Consider the following 15,705-nt stretch of genomic DNA (forward strand, 5'->3'; position numbering starts at 1 on the left):
CCTCATTCTCTCCTGGCGCGGTGGCTCTAGTTCTTCTTTTGCCACCGTTCTCATCTTTGGTTAGTCTAAACTACAGTTAATGTGAATTATAGCGATATTTCGGTGGTGGTCAACTTCAGTGTAAATCATAATGTGTCTGGGATTTGCTTTTGCTTCTTCCAAGTTTTGCTTCAGTAGAAAATCTTCTAAGGTATCAATTGCATTAGATATAATGTTAATAAATACCTGATTTATCTGTCCGGGGTAGCACGGTACTAGAGGTAAATTTCCATATTCTTTAACTACTTCTATTTTCGGACGTAGATCATTTGCTTTTAATCGATGTTGTAGAATTAGTAATGCACTGTCAATCCCTTCATGCAGGTTAGCTTCTACTTTTGATGTACTATCAGCGCGGGAAAATGTCCTTAAAGATACACTAATTTGACGAATCCGTTCTACGCCCATTTTCATGGATGAAATAAGCTGGGGTAAGTCTTCTATTAAATACTCTAAATCCACTTCTTCGGCACGAATGGCGATCGCTGCACCTGGAGAGGGCAACTCTTGCTGATAAAGATGAACAATTTCTAATAAATCTTGAATATAAGTTTCAACATGAGTCAGGTTTCCCTTGATAAACCCTACTGGATTATTAATTTCATGTGCCACCCCAGCCACTAATTGACCGAGGGTAGACATTTTTTCGCTTTGGATCAATTGTAGTTGAGCTTGTTGTATGGTCTGTAGAGCTTGTTTTAGTTCAGAGGTTCGGTCTTCAACTCGTTTTTCTAATTCTTGATTCAATTGTTGTAAAGTTTTTTCTAAAGCCGTTTTTTCTTCAACTTTTTCTTGGAGTAATTGATTTTTGCGTGCTAAATCTTTGGTCAAGTTTCTCAACTCTAAATGAACTTTAATTCGCGCTAATACTTCTTCTTTCTGAAATGGTTTAGTGATATAATCTACAGCGCCAAGACTCAAACCTTTGACTTTTTGATCGGTGTTGCCAAGAGCAGTCATAAAAATTATCGGAATTTCTGAAGTTGACGGGTTACTTTTCAGTCGAGAACAAGTTTCAAATCCGTCAATTCCCGGCATCATTATATCTAATAAAATTAAATCTGGGGTGACATATTCTATTTTTTGCAGCGCACTTTCTCCCTCTTGAGCTACTAAAACTTCTAGCCCTGCTTCATCTAAAACGTTAAATATAACACCTAAGTTTGTAGGATTATCATCTACAATTAAGATGGTGTTTTTTGAAAAAGATAAATTATTCATAACGGTTTAGCCTTCTCCTTTCTTTTTAATTATAAGCCGCGTGGCGTCCTGACTATCTAAGCTGCCAGTTTGCAGAGCCAATCTGCGACAGGATTTTTCAATTATTATAAGCTGCGTAGCGTTCTGACTATCTCAGAGGCGGGAAAAAAGTAACTTTGTTCCCTTGGTATATCATTATATTATAGTTCAACGCGAATGCCAACAAATGTAAGATTTTTTGTGTTAAATTAAAATTTTTGTAACACACTCTAGTCTTATTGTTTTCCTATCCCTTTCTCTACAGAAGAGTCCTACGTCTGGTGAATATTCTCTTCCTCTATAGTATAGACAAATACATTTTTCCTAAAAAGTTATGTGTACAAATGTTGCTAATTTCCGGAAAATGCCGTTACGCCGTGTCTTAATTGTTCCTTTTGTTTTACAAATATTTACAGCCGTAGGGTTAACCGGATATTTTTCGTTACAAAATGGACAAAAAGCTGTTAATGATGTAGCTGCACAGTTGCGCCGTGAAATGGCCACGAGAATTGAGCAGAATTTGCATACCTATCTAGCTGCTCCCCATTTAGTTAATCAAATTAATGCTGATGCTGTTAGTCTGGGCCAATTGAGCATAGAAGATATGAGAGCATGGGAGCGTCATTTTGGGCAACAAAAAAATCGCTTTAATAGCGTAGATGGCTTGACAATTATCAATGAAAAAAGCCAAGGTATATCTATTATTAGTAACGATGAAAGAAAGCGATTCCTTCAAGCAACAAGTCCAACCAAGCCGAACCAAGTATTCATGTATTTGGCTGGTAGTCAAGGAGAAAGAATAAAATTAATCAAAGTGGTTAAGAATTTCGACCCCCGAAGAATTACAGCTTACCAAAAAAGCATGGAAGCTGGCAAACCTACCTGGAGTAAAATACATTTTGGTGAACTTATTATCACCCCTATAATGACAGCAGGGCAACCAGTTTTTGATAAAAATGGAAAAGCTACTGGTGTCTTGTTAACTACTCTACGTTTATCCCTCATTGGGGATTTTTTGCAAACTCTAAAAGTTGGAAAAACAGGACAAACTTTTATTATCGAGCGAAGCGGAATGCTAGTGGCAACTTCCACATCAGAAAAACCATACCGAAATAGGCAAAGCTTTCCAGCCACTGACAGCAAAGATATTTTAACCAAAGCGACTGCCAAGTATTTAATAGATCGATTTAACAATCTCAATGAAATTAAAACTTCTCAGCAGTTAGACTTTTTAGTGAACGGACAAAAACAATTCCTACAAGTTGTTCCTTTTCAAGATGGTAAAGGTATTGATTGGTTAATTGTAATTGCGGTTCCAGAAAATGATTTTATGGAACAAATTAACAAGAGTAGACATACGACGATTTTATTATGTCTTTTGGCACTATTTTTGGCAACTGTTTTGGGAATTGTGACTTCTGAATGGATAGATAGACCGATTCGGCGTTTGGGTAAAGCCACAAGCGCGATCGCTGACGGCGACTTTGAGCAAAAAGTAACTGCTTCCTCTATTAAAGAAATCAGTGCTTTAGCGACTTCTTTCAATTTAATGAGCCAGCAACTCAAGCAGTCCTACGCACAATTAGAAGATTATTCGTACTCCTTAGAACAAAAAGTCGCAGAAAGAACCCAAGCATTAGAGCAAGAAATATGCGATCGCCAACAGATCCAAGAGATCCTCCGAGAAAGCGAGCAAAGGTATCAATTAACCCTAGAAAGCGTGAATGAGGGCATCTGGGACTGGCGAATCAAAACAAACGCCATCTATTTTTCACCCCAATGGAAAGCCATGCTAGGCTATCAAGACAACGAAATTATTAACGAGTTTAGTTCTTGGGAAACACTGATTTACCCCGATGATTTACACCCGGTATTAGACTCTTTAGAAAACTATTTAAAAAGTGGAAGTAACGAACCTTATAGTTGGGAATTTCAGATGCAACACAAAAACGGTAGCTACAGGTGGATACTATCGCGAGGTCGGGTTGTAGAGCGAGATGCAGACAGCCAACCCCTACGTTTAGTCGGTTCTCACACCGATCTGACCGATCGCAAACAAGCAGAAATAGAACTGCAAAGAGCCAAGGAAACTGCCGACTCTGCTAACAAAGCCAAAAGCGAATTTTTAGCCAACATGAGCCACGAACTTCGCACGCCACTCAACGGTATATTGGGCTACGCTCAAATCCTCATGCGTTCAAAAAATTTAGACTCTCAAGATGCGAACAGTCTGAAAATTATTTATCAATGTGGCTCTCATTTGCTCACTTTAATTAACGACATCCTCGACTTTTCTAAAATCGAAGCTAGGAGAATAGAACTTTACCCGACACAATTTCATTTTTGGGCATTCTTAGAAGATATCAGCCAAATCTTTCGCCTCAGATCAGAACAAAAAGCCATCAGTTTTATTTGTCAATTTGACTCTTCCTTACCCACCAACGTACAAGGGGATGAAAAACGCTTAAGGCAGATTTTAATTAATCTCTTAGGTAATGCTGTAAAATTTACCGATCGAGGGGGCGTTACTTTCAAGGTTCAACTCATCAAATCAGTAGCCTTAGAACCTAACCCGAAAGAATTCAACGCCATCAACACTATCCACTTTCAAATTGAAGATACTGGAGTGGGGATCGGCGAAGAGAAAATACAGAAAATTTTTCAACCTTTTGAACAGGTAGGCAATACCGATAAGATGGCAGAAGGAACGGGTTTGGGATTGGCAATTAGCTTAAAAATTATCGAAATGATGGGTGGCAGTATTCAAGTTAACAGTCAGTTAAATGCTGGCAGCCAATTTTGGTTTGATTTAGATTTACCTTCTGCTAGTAAATGGGAATCGGCAATTCAGCCACAAGCTGCGATCGCTGGCTATCAGGGAACTAAACTGAAAATTCTCGCAGTTGACGATAAGTGGGAAAATCGATCTGTGCTGGTTAATTTGTTAGCACCTCTTGGCTTTGAAGTGCTAGAAGCTGCTAATGCCAAAGAAGCTTTAAAACAAATCAATCGTGGCTTATTTAATGCCATTATTACTGATTTAGTCATGCCAGAAATGGATGGTTTCGAGTTAGTAAGCCGTCTTCGATCTCAACCTAAATTTAAAGATTTAGTCATTATCGTTTCTTCAGCTAGCGTGTTTGAAGCTGACCAGCATAAGAGTTTAGATATGGGCGCAAATGCTTTTTTACCCAAACCCGTACAGGCGGCTGAGTTATTTGTATTGCTACAAAAGCATTTAGGGATATCTTGGGTATATCAAGAGTCATCTCACCTCAATCAAAATGTCAATCCATCCGTGCGATCGGATTCAGATTCTTTGTTAGTACCTCCCCCAGATGAAGAACTTGTAATTTTATACGATTTGGTTATGAGAGGTAATTTAAAAGCCGTGACTCAACAAGTTGAACAGTTAAAAAATTTGGATGCAAAATATATTCCCTTTGCCGAACGGGTAGGTGAATTGGCTGCAAGCTTTCAGGAAAAACAATTACGGTTATTTATCAAGGATTACAAAGCCGATAACAAAAATCAAGTTGATGGTTAAAAATAACGTAAGAATAGTTCAATTATAAGCCTATAAACCGCGTGGCGTTATGACTATCTAATGGGCGTGAAAAAAAGTAACCTTGCCCGAGAATACATCCTAGTTCTCGAATAATTTCTATTTGTTCTTGAGTTTCCACTCCTTCAGCAACAATTTCCATATTTAAATTTTTACCTAATAATATAATTGTTTGAATTAAACTTGTATCATTGGGATTTCGAGCCAGGTTTTGCAAAAAGGAACGATCAATTTTTAAAGTATCAATTGGTAACTCTTTGAGTAAACTTAATGAAGAGTAGCCCGTACAAAAATCATCGATACATATACCAACACCAATAGCTTTTAAAAATTCAAAGTTTAAATTTGTTGTTTCCAATAGACAACTTTCTGTAATTTCTATATTTAAAGTGTTTTTATTTATCCCAGTTTGTTGTAAAATTTCTGCAATTTGTTCAAAGAAATTAACTTGCTGGAATTGAATGGGAGAAAAGTTAACGTTCAGTTTCAAAGGCAGGTCAGGCAATTCCTCTTGCCAACGTCGTAACTGGCTGCAAGCTTCCCGTAAAATCCACCAACCTAAAGGGTTAATTAATCCTGTTTCTTCAGCAACAGGGATAAATGTATCGGGTGAAATTATGCCTTTGGCATGATTCCAGCGGATTAAAGCTTCAAAACCTTTAATTTCTTCAGTAATGAGGGAAACAATAGGTTGATAGTACAAGCAAAAGTCTTGTTGAGCGATCGCTTTTCGCAAGTCTTGCTCCAGTTCGAGGCGTGCGCTCGCATCCGCTTGCATCTGCGGATCGAAAACCTGATAGTTACCACTTCCCTGCTTTTTGGCTCGATACATTGCAATATCCACATCTCTAAGGATATCCATCGGTTGTTGATAATTCATTGCACTAGAAGTGATCCCAATACTCGCTTCTACAATCGCTTCATAGTCATTAAACTTAAAGGGTAACTTAAACTGTTCTAATAATTTTTGAGCGACTGAAGTTCCGGTTTCTGTTTCTACTACTAAAATAACAAATTCATCCCCCCCCATTCGCGTTGCTATTTGGGAAGGTTTTAAACACCCTTGTATCCGCTTTGCTACGCACTTTAGTAGCTCGTCTCCTGCTAAATGTCCTAGGCTATCATTGATAATTTTAAAACGATCTAAGTCAACAAACAAAACAGAATAACTCGTATTTGCGGCAATTAACTCCTGCAATTGTTTAATCAACCATTCTCGATTTGGCAAACCAGTTAAGGAGTCATGAAAGGCATTATGCTCCAATTGAGCTTGACTTCTATACAAGTCTTGTAGCGTTTGAGAAACTTCTGCTGTTCGTTCTTTGACTCGGTTTTCCAATTCTTGATTTAGCTGTTTTAAGTCGGCGCGAGCCTTAGCATGTTCAACAATTTCTTGCAATAAATGCTGATTTTTAGTTTCAATAGTTTGAGTTAAATTTCGCACCTCTAAATGAGTTTTAATTCTTGCTAAAACCTCTTCTTTTTGAAAAGGTTTAATAATATAATCAACGGCTCCTAAAGATAAACCTTTGACAACATTATCTGTTTCGGAAAGAGCCGTAATAAAAATTACAGGAATTTGACTCCATAAGGGGTTAACTTTCAAGCGTTTATAAGTTTCAAATCCGTCTATTCCGGGCATCATTATATCTAATAAAATTAGGTCGGGAATCACATAATTTATTTTTTGAATAGCACTTTCTCCATCTTGAGCTACCAAAATCTCAAAACTAGCTTCACTGAGGAAATCAGCTAAGATTGCTAAATTAGCAGGGACATCATCCACTACCAAAATTGTATTTGAGTAAGGCATTGAATTTTTCATAAATTTAGTTCTTTGTATTGAGTGAGCATCTCCAAAATTTTTTTCTCTTGAAACTCTTTGGCTAGCTGTAGCATCTTTGACGCAAATGGCAAGTATATTGGATCGGTTTTTTCAAGATTTTCTGTTTGTTTGATAATTTCTTTCAAATTACCCCGCAACGCTAAATCCAACAGTTTATCTAAGGCTTCTGGAGGAGGAGGAATAATTTTATCGTAATTGGGTTTCTTTCCTGAAGGCATCAATGATACAGGTTCATAAATCCACTCTATTTGTAAATGAAGTTCTAATTTGTCTAAAAGTTCTTCAGCTTGAACTGGTTTGGCTAAAAAATCAATAGCTCCCGCTTGTAAGCTTTGATGTTGGTCGGTTTCAAAAACACTAGCAGAAGAAACAATTATTTTAATATCTTTTAATTCTAAGCTTGTTTTCCAGTATTGCATCAATTGAAATCCATCCATTTCAGGCATGACTAAATCTGTAATCACTAAATCTGGTTTAGCCTGAGTTGCTATGTTCAGTCCTTGTTTACCGTCGGTCGCTTCTATCACTTCAAATCCTAGAGGCGTCAGTAAATTAGCAATGACCGATCGATTTTCCCAACGATCGTCAATTACGAGAATTTTTTGGGGATTTCCTTTAAATCCAATGATTTTACCTCTGTCGTTTTGAGAATTTGTATTAACCCATTCTGTGGCTTCTAAGAGATCTAAATCAACCCCAAAAATACTGCCCATTTGTACTTGACTGGTGACTTGAATGGTACTGCCCATTAATTCAATAATTTTTTGAGTAATTGCCAGTCCTAATCCCGTTCCTTCTGCTTTATTTTTGCGAGTTCCAACTTGTTCAAAAGGCAAAAATATTTTGGCTATTTCTTCGGGTTTAATTCCGACTCCTGTATCTTTGACACTGAAGCGAATTTTATAGAGAGTTTGATTGGAAAAATTAATATTTTTTTCAATCACACTGACACTAAAACTTATTTCTCCTATTTTGGTAAATTTGATGGCGTTACCAAGGAGATTAATTAATGCTTGTCGCAAGCGTTTTTCGTCGGCGTGAATGGAAATGGGTAAATCGGGATCGGGTTGGTAGCTAAATTTGAGACTTTTTTGTTCGGCGCGAATGCGACAAATTTCGGCAACGGCGTGTAGAAAAGCGGGAAAATGAAAATCTGTAGGGTAGAGTTCCATTTTCTGAGCTTCTATTTTAGACAGGTCGAGAATATCGTTAATTAAAGTTAGCAGGTGAGAACCACACTGATAGATAATTTCAACGCTATTTTGTTCATGTTCTCCTAGTTTTACAGAACGTTTGAGGATTTGGGCATAGCCTAAGATACCGTTGAGTGGGGTTCGCAGTTCGTGACTCATGTTAGCCAGAAACTCGCTTTTGGCTTGGTTGGCATTTTCTGCCGCTTCTTTGGCGGCATAAATTTCTTGTTCAGCACGTTTGTATTCGGTAATGTCTTCTACTGTCCCTTCGTAGTAGAGAATATTGCCATTTTCATCACAAATAGCGCGAGCATTTTCTGAAATCCAGATAATACTACCGTCGCGGCGATAAACTTGAGATTCAAAGTCGGCAACGCTGCCGCGATCGCCTATAATTTTTACGAATTCTTCTCGGCGGTTGGGCTCGATATAAAGTTGTTGGTTAATATTGGTTAATTTGCCAATTAATTCGTTAGGAGAATTGTAACCATAAATTTCCGCTAAGGCTGGATTAGCGCTAAGATATTCACCGGCTGGCGTAATTTGGAAAATTCCATTAATTGAGTTTTCAAAAATACTGCGATATTTGGCTTCAGCAGCTTGCAATTCTTTTTCAAATTGCTGGCGCTTTTTGCGGTTGCTGACAAAAGCCATAAAAATGTAAGTCACTACCCCTAATACTAGCAGTGCAAACCCAATAATTTGATATTTTCTACCAACTAACTGATTCAGTCGCTGTTCCAATAAACGATCTAAAAGTGGAAAAGCTGTATCGTAAAGTTTTAATTGGGACTCTAGGGCAGTTTCGGCTGTAGCTGTATATACGAATGGCTGTAAGTTGATGCTGTTGGCATTAATGATATCTTTATCGAGTAAGTCAATAAATTTTTTGATATCCTTGAAATTTTCGCTCACGCTGCTAGTGGATAGCTGCCGCTGAATTTGCGGATTAGCATTAGCAGAAATTTGCAAGCCTCTTTCCACTGCTTGTATAGGCGGTGCAATTAAACTCCGAATAATCAAAAGTTTTGCTCGATCGCTGTCTGCAATTTTTTGTTTAGCTTGTTGAGCGGCGATCTTTGCACCGATATCTTTAGCTTGAGCCGTATTCTCTATCGTTAATGGTAGCTGCGTAACCACTGCATCCATTAAATAATAACTGTCTAAAGATGGATCGAGAATGAGATTAGAAACATCTCCTATGTGGGCAATTAAATCGAGGATATCGTTAACAATAGTTGTATGTGCTTGCCAGCTTTGGGTAGGAGATAAGTTTAATTTTTGCTCTTTTAATCGCTGCCAGTTGCCGTTAATGGAAGTTTTGATCGTTAGCCATTGCGGGCTAGTTTTAAATTGGGGCGATAGCTGTTTTTCTACTGCATTGAGGTTTTGAATTGCAGTTTCGATTTTTTCAGTTGCCGTGGTGATCGCAGGTGCTAAAGATTTATTTCCATTTAAATATTGATTAACTTGCGTGCGGTGTTCAATAACAGCGACAAGCAAATCTCTCAAAGGATAGTTATAAGCCAAGCCGACTTTTTCTTTTTGAGCAAATTCAATTTTGCTATCAATTTCAGCGATTAATTGATAAACTACCAGAGCAAAAGGAAAGATAAAAATTAACAACAACGCAATTAAATTTATGGGTTCGGTGAGGCGCTGGTGCAAGGGCTTATTCATAATCTAATAAGTAATGGATAATCATTTTTTTTTAAGATCTATTAAGATGATTGTCAATCTGCGCTCTAACCTCATGGTAGAATTTGACAATTTCCTTAGTAGCTGTTTGTCCATTATGTAAAGAGACATACCCCGTTATTCCTACACCCAGAAAAATATTTAGGATAAAAGGCCAAACCAAGATCAGACCTAATGGAATTTTGGGAGTTACCGTCATTAAGTAACTGATTGAGACTTTTTTAGAATTTGCCCAGCAGATACCTGACTAATATCAATATTACGCTGTCTTTTGCTGAATATCTATTCTAGTTGAAAGAAGATGCTAATTAATGTCATCTTTATTACAGTACATAAAAGTTAATGTAATGTAATAGACTTTAGTCCTATAACTATTCAATTCTCTTCTCTACGGAAGACTTTTACCTTTGGTAAATATTCTATTGTTATAGACTATAGAGTAATACATTTTTTAACAATTTATATATAGAATTGTTGCTAAATATCAGAAAAGACCGCTCTCTAGCATCTTAACTTCTAGAACTTACGCATTGACAAAGTGTTTATATTTTGTATAAGTGTCCTTAGAGGCGATCGCTATTTCCAGAGCAAACAGAATTCAGTAAAATTATTCAAGTTGTCATTGGGAGCAGAAACATTAGACATCTCCGGAAAAGCTGAATCACCTAATGGGACACAATTGTGCAGAATATGCACAGCCAGTTGACTTCACCTCGATTTGACGACAGCATCAGGATGAGAAGCAATTCTAGTTAAAAGCTAGTCCAGAAATAGCGCTTAGGTTAGTCGTTTTTTTGATAATGATGAGGGAGAGTCTACATCATCAAACCATCGGTAAAGCTGTTGAGTAGAGGATTGATATTGCTGGGGCGACCGCCCTTCCTTCCCTCGCGTTCAAACAAACTTAGCTACAATAAGCTATACTGTGCTCGGCGACTCCCCAAATCGAACAATTTGCCGTGGTTTATGTCTAACTCCTCCCTCCTCACCCCTGGTTCGACTCTCGAAAAACGCTACCGCATTCTCCGCGAATTGGGCCGCGGTGGCTTCGGGCGCACTTATCTCGCCGAAGATATCAACCGCTACAACGAACACTGCGTGCTCAAAGAGTTTTCTCCGGTGGTTCACAGCCCCAAAGCTGCCGAATTGTTCGATCGCGAAGCGAGTATGCTTTACCACCTCCAACACCCGCAAATTCCAAAATTTCGAGAACTGCTGCGAACGGATTTGGGCGGGAGTCCATCTTTATTTTTAGTGCAAGATTATATCAAGGGTCAAACCTACGAAGAAATATTGATATCGCGCCAGCAGCAAGGTAAAAATTTTACCGAAGCCGAAGTTACTCAACTGCTATTTCAGCTTTTACCAGTTTTAGAATACATCCACTCAAAAAATTTAATTCACCGCGATATTTCCCCGGATAATATTATTCAGCATGATGCTGACAAACTACCCTTTTTAATTGATTTCGGTTCTGTCAAACAAATCGCAGCCAATGCCGTACTTCAGTTTAACGGACAATCGGATACGGCGATCGGCAAACAGGGTTATTCGCCTGCCGAACAAATGCGACTGGGGAAAGTTTCTGCCGCTAGCGATTTGTACGCTTTAGCCGTCACGGCTTTGGTACTGCTAAGCGGCAAAAAGCCTCAAAAATTGTACGATATCAATAATAAAATTTGGGATTGGCGATCGCACCTCACCGTCAGTCAAAATTTCGGTACTGTGTTGGATAAGATGCTAGCAGAACAACCGGGCGATCGCTACCAATCTGCAAAAGCAGTCCGCGAAGCACTCAAAGATCCAAAACTCTCTCACATTGGCAGTATAATTTCCCAAATGGTGACAATGAACTTTGTGGGCCGCCCTTTCAAAAACACCACTCAAACTGCTACCAGCAATCATACTCCTGTTCACCAAAATCCTCAAATTGTTAATAACAACAGCACATTCAAGTTAATTCCTTGGAAAACTCTAGGGAGTTTAAGCGTGATTTTGGTGCCAGGAATTTTAGCTTTTAGTGTAGTCAAATCTGGTTTTACGTTACCAAATTTGCCGGATTTACCTAAATTTTCGTCGCGCCCGCAACCTCCCAATACATCCTTAGAGGAAGCCGAAATAATTCGTCAAGAAAAGATTGGTAAACGGCGCAAAAATCTCAACATTAATCAAGATATATTCTATCAAAAAGTTGATGAATTATATTACAATAAATATCCCGAATTCCAAGGTCGTACCTTGACAGAAAAGCCTCAAGATGCTGAAATTAGGCGGAAATGGTATGAAGTTGCGGAGGATTTACTGGACAAGTTGGAGAAAGGAGGACGGTTGTGAAATTTAAGATAAAATAAGAGTGATTGAACCGCAGAGGCCGCAGAGGGCGCAGAGAGAGAAGGAACAGGGCACAAAAAGAGAGGGAAGAGAAAGAGAACTTTATCTGGTTTAATACAAAGTGGTATAGACAACGCACTTTTAGTTTATTGCAAAATGGATTCTATTCAACTTACAGGAATTCGCTGCTACGGATATACGGGCTATCTGCCGGAAGAGCAAGTTTTGGGGCAGTGGTTTGAAGTGGATGTTACTCTCTGGCTGGATTTATCGCAAGCTGGAAAAAGTGATGATATTCAACATACTCTTGATTACCGCAGCGCAATTACTCTGATTCAAAAGCTAGTCAAAGAGTCGAAATTTTTATTAATCGAACGCCTAGCAGATACTATCGCTCAAGCGCTTTTAGAACTACCGTTAGTCGAAAAAGTTAAACTACAACTCTCGAAACCTGCTGCCCCCATCCCTGATTTCGGGGGTAGAATTACTCTAGAAATTACTAGAAGCCATTAGTCATTAGTTTTTAGTCCTTAGTCATCAGTCTTTAATCTGCATTAGTTTGTCGCTAATGACTGATGACTAATGACTGATGACTATTGATGAATTACCACTTCAGCAAGTTAAATTCTTCCATGTCTACGGTATTGCGGTTGCGATAAATCGCCAAAACAATTGCCAAACCTACGGCAGCTTCAGCCGCCGCTACCGTAACTACAAACACGGTAAATACTTGGCCCTTAATTTGTACAGGGTCGAGATAATTGGAGAAACCCATCAAATTGAGATTGACAGCATTCAGCATCAACTCGATCGACATCAACACGCGCACTGCATTTCTGCTGGTAATCAAACCGTAAATACCTATACAGAAAAGTGCGGCGGCTAATAACAGGAAATACTGGAGTTGCAGTTGCATAAATTTTGCGATTTTGTCTCAATCTAAAGTTACTACAAAACTAACACTATGGTGCGCTAGGCGCACCATAATATTACTTAGATTCTGGCGAAGACACATCTCCGGCAGAAACTAATTCGCGAGGTCTTTCCGGCAAACTCAAAGCAGGTGTTTCGGATAGCTTCTTTGACAGTTCATCCGGGAAGAAATCGCGGCGCGCCAACACAATTGCCCCTACCATTGCCATCAACAAAAACACTGATGCTAACTCGAAAGGCAGCAAAAAGTCGGTGAAGAAATGTTTGGCGATTGTGACGATCGAACTTTCTGCCGGTGCTCCTGTCGTCGCGACAATAGCCCAAGGAGTAGACACCACCATCGTACCCAAAAGCGCAAATAAACCAGCACAAACCACTGCAGTTGCTACTTGACGCACCCAAGCGTTGGGAATTGTGCGGAAGTCTTCTCGCTTGTTTACTAGCATGATGGCAAACAAAATCAAGACGTTAACAGCACCAACATAAATCAATACCTGCGCTGCTGCTACAAAGTCGGCATTCAGCAACAGGTACAAGCCGGCAATGCTGGTAAATACGCCGCACAGCAAAAATGCTGAGTAAACGATGTTGGAGAACAGCACTACTCCTAATGCTCCTGCAATCATCATTACCGACAGTATTCCAAATGAAACAATTTGAACCCCTTCAGCTAGATTCACAATTTTTTATCCTCAATTATTAGTTTTCTATTGTTCGTTTTTACTCATTAGTTAGCAGTCATTAATAATTGGTTATTTCACTAATGACTGATGACTGCTGACTAATGACTAATTACTTACTTTTCGATAATTTCCTCGGGACGCAGACCGGCGCGGCGATCGGTGTAGGAAACTTCATGAGGGTCGATCGCACCTTTTGGCAAATAAGCGAATTCCCGCATCGGTGTTACCATCGGATCGTCTGTAACCTTGTAGGGTAAACGTCCGAGGGCCACGTTGTCAAAATTCAATTCGTGACGTTCGTAGGTGGCCAACTCATACTCTTCTGTCATCGACAAACAATTAGTCGGACAATATTCTACGCAGTTGCCACAGAAGATACACACTCCGAAATCGATACTGTAGTGCTTGAGTTGCTTCTTCTTAGTTTCTTTGTTAAATTCCCAATCCACTACAGGCAAATTGATCGGACACACCCGAACGCAGACTTCGCAGGAGATGCACTTGTCAAATTCAAAGTGAATTCGACCCCGGAAACGTTCCGAAGGAATTAGTTTCTCGTAAGGATACTGCACCGTAATCGGCCGGCGTCTCATGTGGTCAAAAGTAACAGATAGCCCTTGACCGATATACTTAGCAGCTTGAAGAGTCTCTTTGGCGTATTCGCCTACTTGATTGAGGAATTTTAGCATGGTGTTCTCTCTCTGTACTTGAGTTTTTGGTAATTGATAATTAATAATAGGTAATTGGTTAACAGCTATTTTTGTTTAGCTATTGCCCTTTACCTATTATTAATTAACCGCCAAAAGCAAAGGGAAAGGCAAGTTTCAAAGCTGCGGTCAATAGCAAATTAACTAGAGCAACGGGAAGTAAAAACTTCCATCCCAAATTTAGCAATTGGTCGATCCGCACTCGCGGCAGAGTCCAGCGGAGCAGAACTGCCAGAAACAGGAAAAAGTAGGCTTTCAACATGGTCATTGTAATGCCCAGCAAGCCAGTAATTACCTGTAACCAAGGAGTCGTCTCGCTCAATCCCAGGGCATTTGTCAGCACTCCGACAGGAATCGGGCATTCCCAGCCGCCGAGGTACAAAACTGCTACTAGCAGGCAAGAAAGGACGAGGTTAACGTAGGAAGCGATATAGTACAAAGCAAATTTCATGCCAGTGTACTCAGTCTGATATCCTGCTACCAATTCTTCTTCTGCTTCCGGGAGGTCAAAGGGCAACCGTTCGCATTCTGCTAGTGCTGCGATCCAGAAAATCAGGAAACCTGCTGGTTGCCGCCAGATATTCCAACCGAGAATGCCGTAGCCGGCTTGCTGCTGTACGATGTCGATCGTACTGAGGCTATTGGACATCATCACGACTGCCAATACTGCCAAAGCTAGGGGAATTTCGTAGCTGAGGGATTGAGCCGCGGCTCTGAGTCCTCCGAGGAGGGCGTATTTGTTGTTGGAAGCATAGCCGGACATCAGCAAGCCGATCGGCTGAATGCTAGACAGGGCAATCCACAGAAAGATTGCTGTCCCCATATCGGCGATCAGCATATGCTCTCCGAACGGCACGATTAAGTAGGAGAGAAAAACTGGAATCACCACAATTACCGGGCCTAGGGTAAATAGCAGCGCGTCAGCTTTTGCAGGTACGATGTCTTCTTTGAATACCAACTTCAGACCGTCAGCAACGGGTGCTAAAACTCCCAGAGGGCCGATGAATTCCGGGCCTACCCGCTGTTGAGCGGCGGCGGAAATTTTCCGTTCCAGCCAGACGCTAGTGAGTACCCCGAAAACGGCAGCGACAATCATCAGCAACATTGGCAGCGGTAGCCAAAGCACTTGGGCGATGTCCGCCGGTAAGCCCAAATTCATGAGGGCTTCTACGAAACTTCCTTGTAAGTCAATTCCTGGGTTCATTTGTCCAGCTTTTGAGCGATCAGCATATAATTTTTCACCCGTCCTTTGTAGGAGTAGGCTTAGAAATCGGGGTCTTTGTAAAGATTTTTAATGCTTTACCGCCTAATAGTATATCGCCCGACAGGCTCCAAGAACGCACAGACAAGGTGAAGTTCTAATTATATGAGCCCGCAGCGTAGCTAATGGGTGGGTAACTTATGGTTGATGGTTGACGGTTGACTGTTGGCTGTTGACTGTTGAGTGCCCGATCGATTTTGAGTAAGAAAT

Annotated in this window: 10 protein-coding genes; 3 read left to right on the forward strand and 7 right to left on the reverse strand. The window is 39.9% G+C overall.

Features of this window, described 5'->3' with window-relative positions; all coding sequences use genetic code 11:
* Nucleotides 1–60: 60 nt before the first annotated feature.
* The gene (locus QUA10_RS11265) at nucleotides 61–1,260 is read right to left on the reverse strand and encodes a response regulator (RefSeq protein WP_333082873.1); all 1,200 of its coding nucleotides are present in this window, start codon (nucleotides 1,258–1,260) and stop codon (nucleotides 61–63) included.
* Nucleotides 1,261–1,612: 352 nt separating this feature from the next.
* Between QUA10_RS11265 and QUA10_RS11270 the strand changes: the two genes are divergently transcribed.
* The gene (locus tag QUA10_RS11270; RefSeq protein WP_333086249.1) at nucleotides 1,613–4,825 is read left to right on the forward strand and encodes an ATP-binding protein; all 3,213 of its coding nucleotides are present in this window, start codon (nucleotides 1,613–1,615) and stop codon (nucleotides 4,823–4,825) included.
* Between the two features lie 22 nt (nucleotides 4,826–4,847).
* On the opposite strand, the gene QUA10_RS11275 is transcribed toward QUA10_RS11270, so the two are convergent.
* A complete protein-coding gene (locus QUA10_RS11275; protein WP_333086250.1) occupies nucleotides 4,848–6,668 on the reverse strand; it encodes an EAL domain-containing protein in 1,821 nt (606 codons plus the stop codon).
* Nucleotides 6,665–9,562 carry an ATP-binding protein gene (locus QUA10_RS11280; RefSeq protein WP_333082876.1) on the reverse strand — a complete coding sequence of 966 codons (2,898 nt, stop codon included), beginning with the start codon at nucleotides 9,560–9,562 and terminating at the stop codon, nucleotides 6,665–6,667. Before QUA10_RS11280 ends, QUA10_RS11275 begins: the two co-directional genes overlap by 4 nt.
* A 984-nt stretch (nucleotides 9,563–10,546) precedes the next feature.
* Between QUA10_RS11280 and QUA10_RS11285 the strand changes: the two genes are divergently transcribed.
* Both QUA10_RS11285 and folB read left to right on the forward strand, forming a co-directional pair.
* A complete protein-coding gene (locus tag QUA10_RS11285) occupies nucleotides 10,547–11,914 on the forward strand; it encodes a serine/threonine-protein kinase (RefSeq protein WP_333082877.1) in 1,368 nt (455 codons plus the stop codon).
* Nucleotides 11,915–12,067: 153 nt separating this feature from the next.
* A complete protein-coding gene (folB, locus tag QUA10_RS11290) occupies nucleotides 12,068–12,424 on the forward strand; it encodes a dihydroneopterin aldolase (protein WP_333082878.1) in 357 nt (118 codons plus the stop codon).
* A 91-nt stretch (nucleotides 12,425–12,515) separates the two neighbouring features.
* Here the strand turns inward: folB and nuoK are convergent, their stop codons facing one another.
* The 4 genes from nuoK to nuoH form a co-directional block, all read right to left on the reverse strand.
* Entirely contained in the window at nucleotides 12,516–12,821 is a 306-nt protein-coding gene (gene nuoK / locus QUA10_RS11295) for an NADH-quinone oxidoreductase subunit NuoK (RefSeq protein ID WP_228042566.1), read from the reverse strand.
* Nucleotides 12,822–12,900: 79 nt separating this feature from the next.
* Complete coding sequence (locus QUA10_RS11300; protein ID WP_333082879.1) at nucleotides 12,901–13,524, reverse strand: NADH-quinone oxidoreductase subunit J; 624 nt, start codon at nucleotides 13,522–13,524, stop codon at nucleotides 12,901–12,903.
* Nucleotides 13,525–13,640: 116 nt separating this feature from the next.
* A complete protein-coding gene (ndhI, locus tag QUA10_RS11305; protein WP_333042046.1) occupies nucleotides 13,641–14,216 on the reverse strand; it encodes an NAD(P)H-quinone oxidoreductase subunit I in 576 nt (191 codons plus the stop codon).
* A 103-nt stretch (nucleotides 14,217–14,319) separates the two neighbouring features.
* On the reverse strand, nucleotides 14,320–15,438 hold the full coding sequence (nuoH, locus tag QUA10_RS11310) for an NADH-quinone oxidoreductase subunit NuoH (RefSeq protein ID WP_333082880.1): 1,119 nt from the start codon (nucleotides 15,436–15,438) through the stop codon (nucleotides 14,320–14,322).
* Nucleotides 15,439–15,705 lie beyond the last annotated feature (267 nt).

The sequence above is a fragment of the Microcoleus sp. Pol8_D6 genome (genome assembly GCF_036700965.1).
Lineage (GTDB): Bacteria > Cyanobacteriota > Cyanobacteriia > Cyanobacteriales > Microcoleaceae > Microcoleus.

Excerpts from the sequence above, each read along its gene's own strand:
- QUA10_RS11265 (WP_333082873.1), bottom strand. The coding sequence starts at position 1,260 with ATGAATAATTTATCTTTTTCAAAAAACACCATCTTAATTGTAGATGAT.
- QUA10_RS11270 (WP_333086249.1), top strand. The coding sequence starts at position 1,613 with ATGTGTACAAATGTTGCTAATTTCCGGAAAATGCCGTTACGCCGTGTC.
- QUA10_RS11275 (WP_333086250.1), bottom strand. The coding sequence starts at position 6,668 with ATGAAAAATTCAATGCCTTACTCAAATACAATTTTGGTAGTGGATGAT.
- QUA10_RS11280 (WP_333082876.1), bottom strand. The coding sequence starts at position 9,562 with ATGAATAAGCCCTTGCACCAGCGCCTCACCGAACCCATAAATTTAATT.
- QUA10_RS11285 (WP_333082877.1), top strand. The coding sequence starts at position 10,547 with ATGTCTAACTCCTCCCTCCTCACCCCTGGTTCGACTCTCGAAAAACGC.
- folB (WP_333082878.1), top strand. The coding sequence starts at position 12,068 with ATGGATTCTATTCAACTTACAGGAATTCGCTGCTACGGATATACGGGC.
- ndhI (WP_333042046.1), bottom strand. The coding sequence starts at position 14,216 with ATGCTAAAATTCCTCAATCAAGTAGGCGAATACGCCAAAGAGACTCTT.
- nuoH (WP_333082880.1), bottom strand. The coding sequence starts at position 15,438 with ATGAACCCAGGAATTGACTTACAAGGAAGTTTCGTAGAAGCCCTCATG.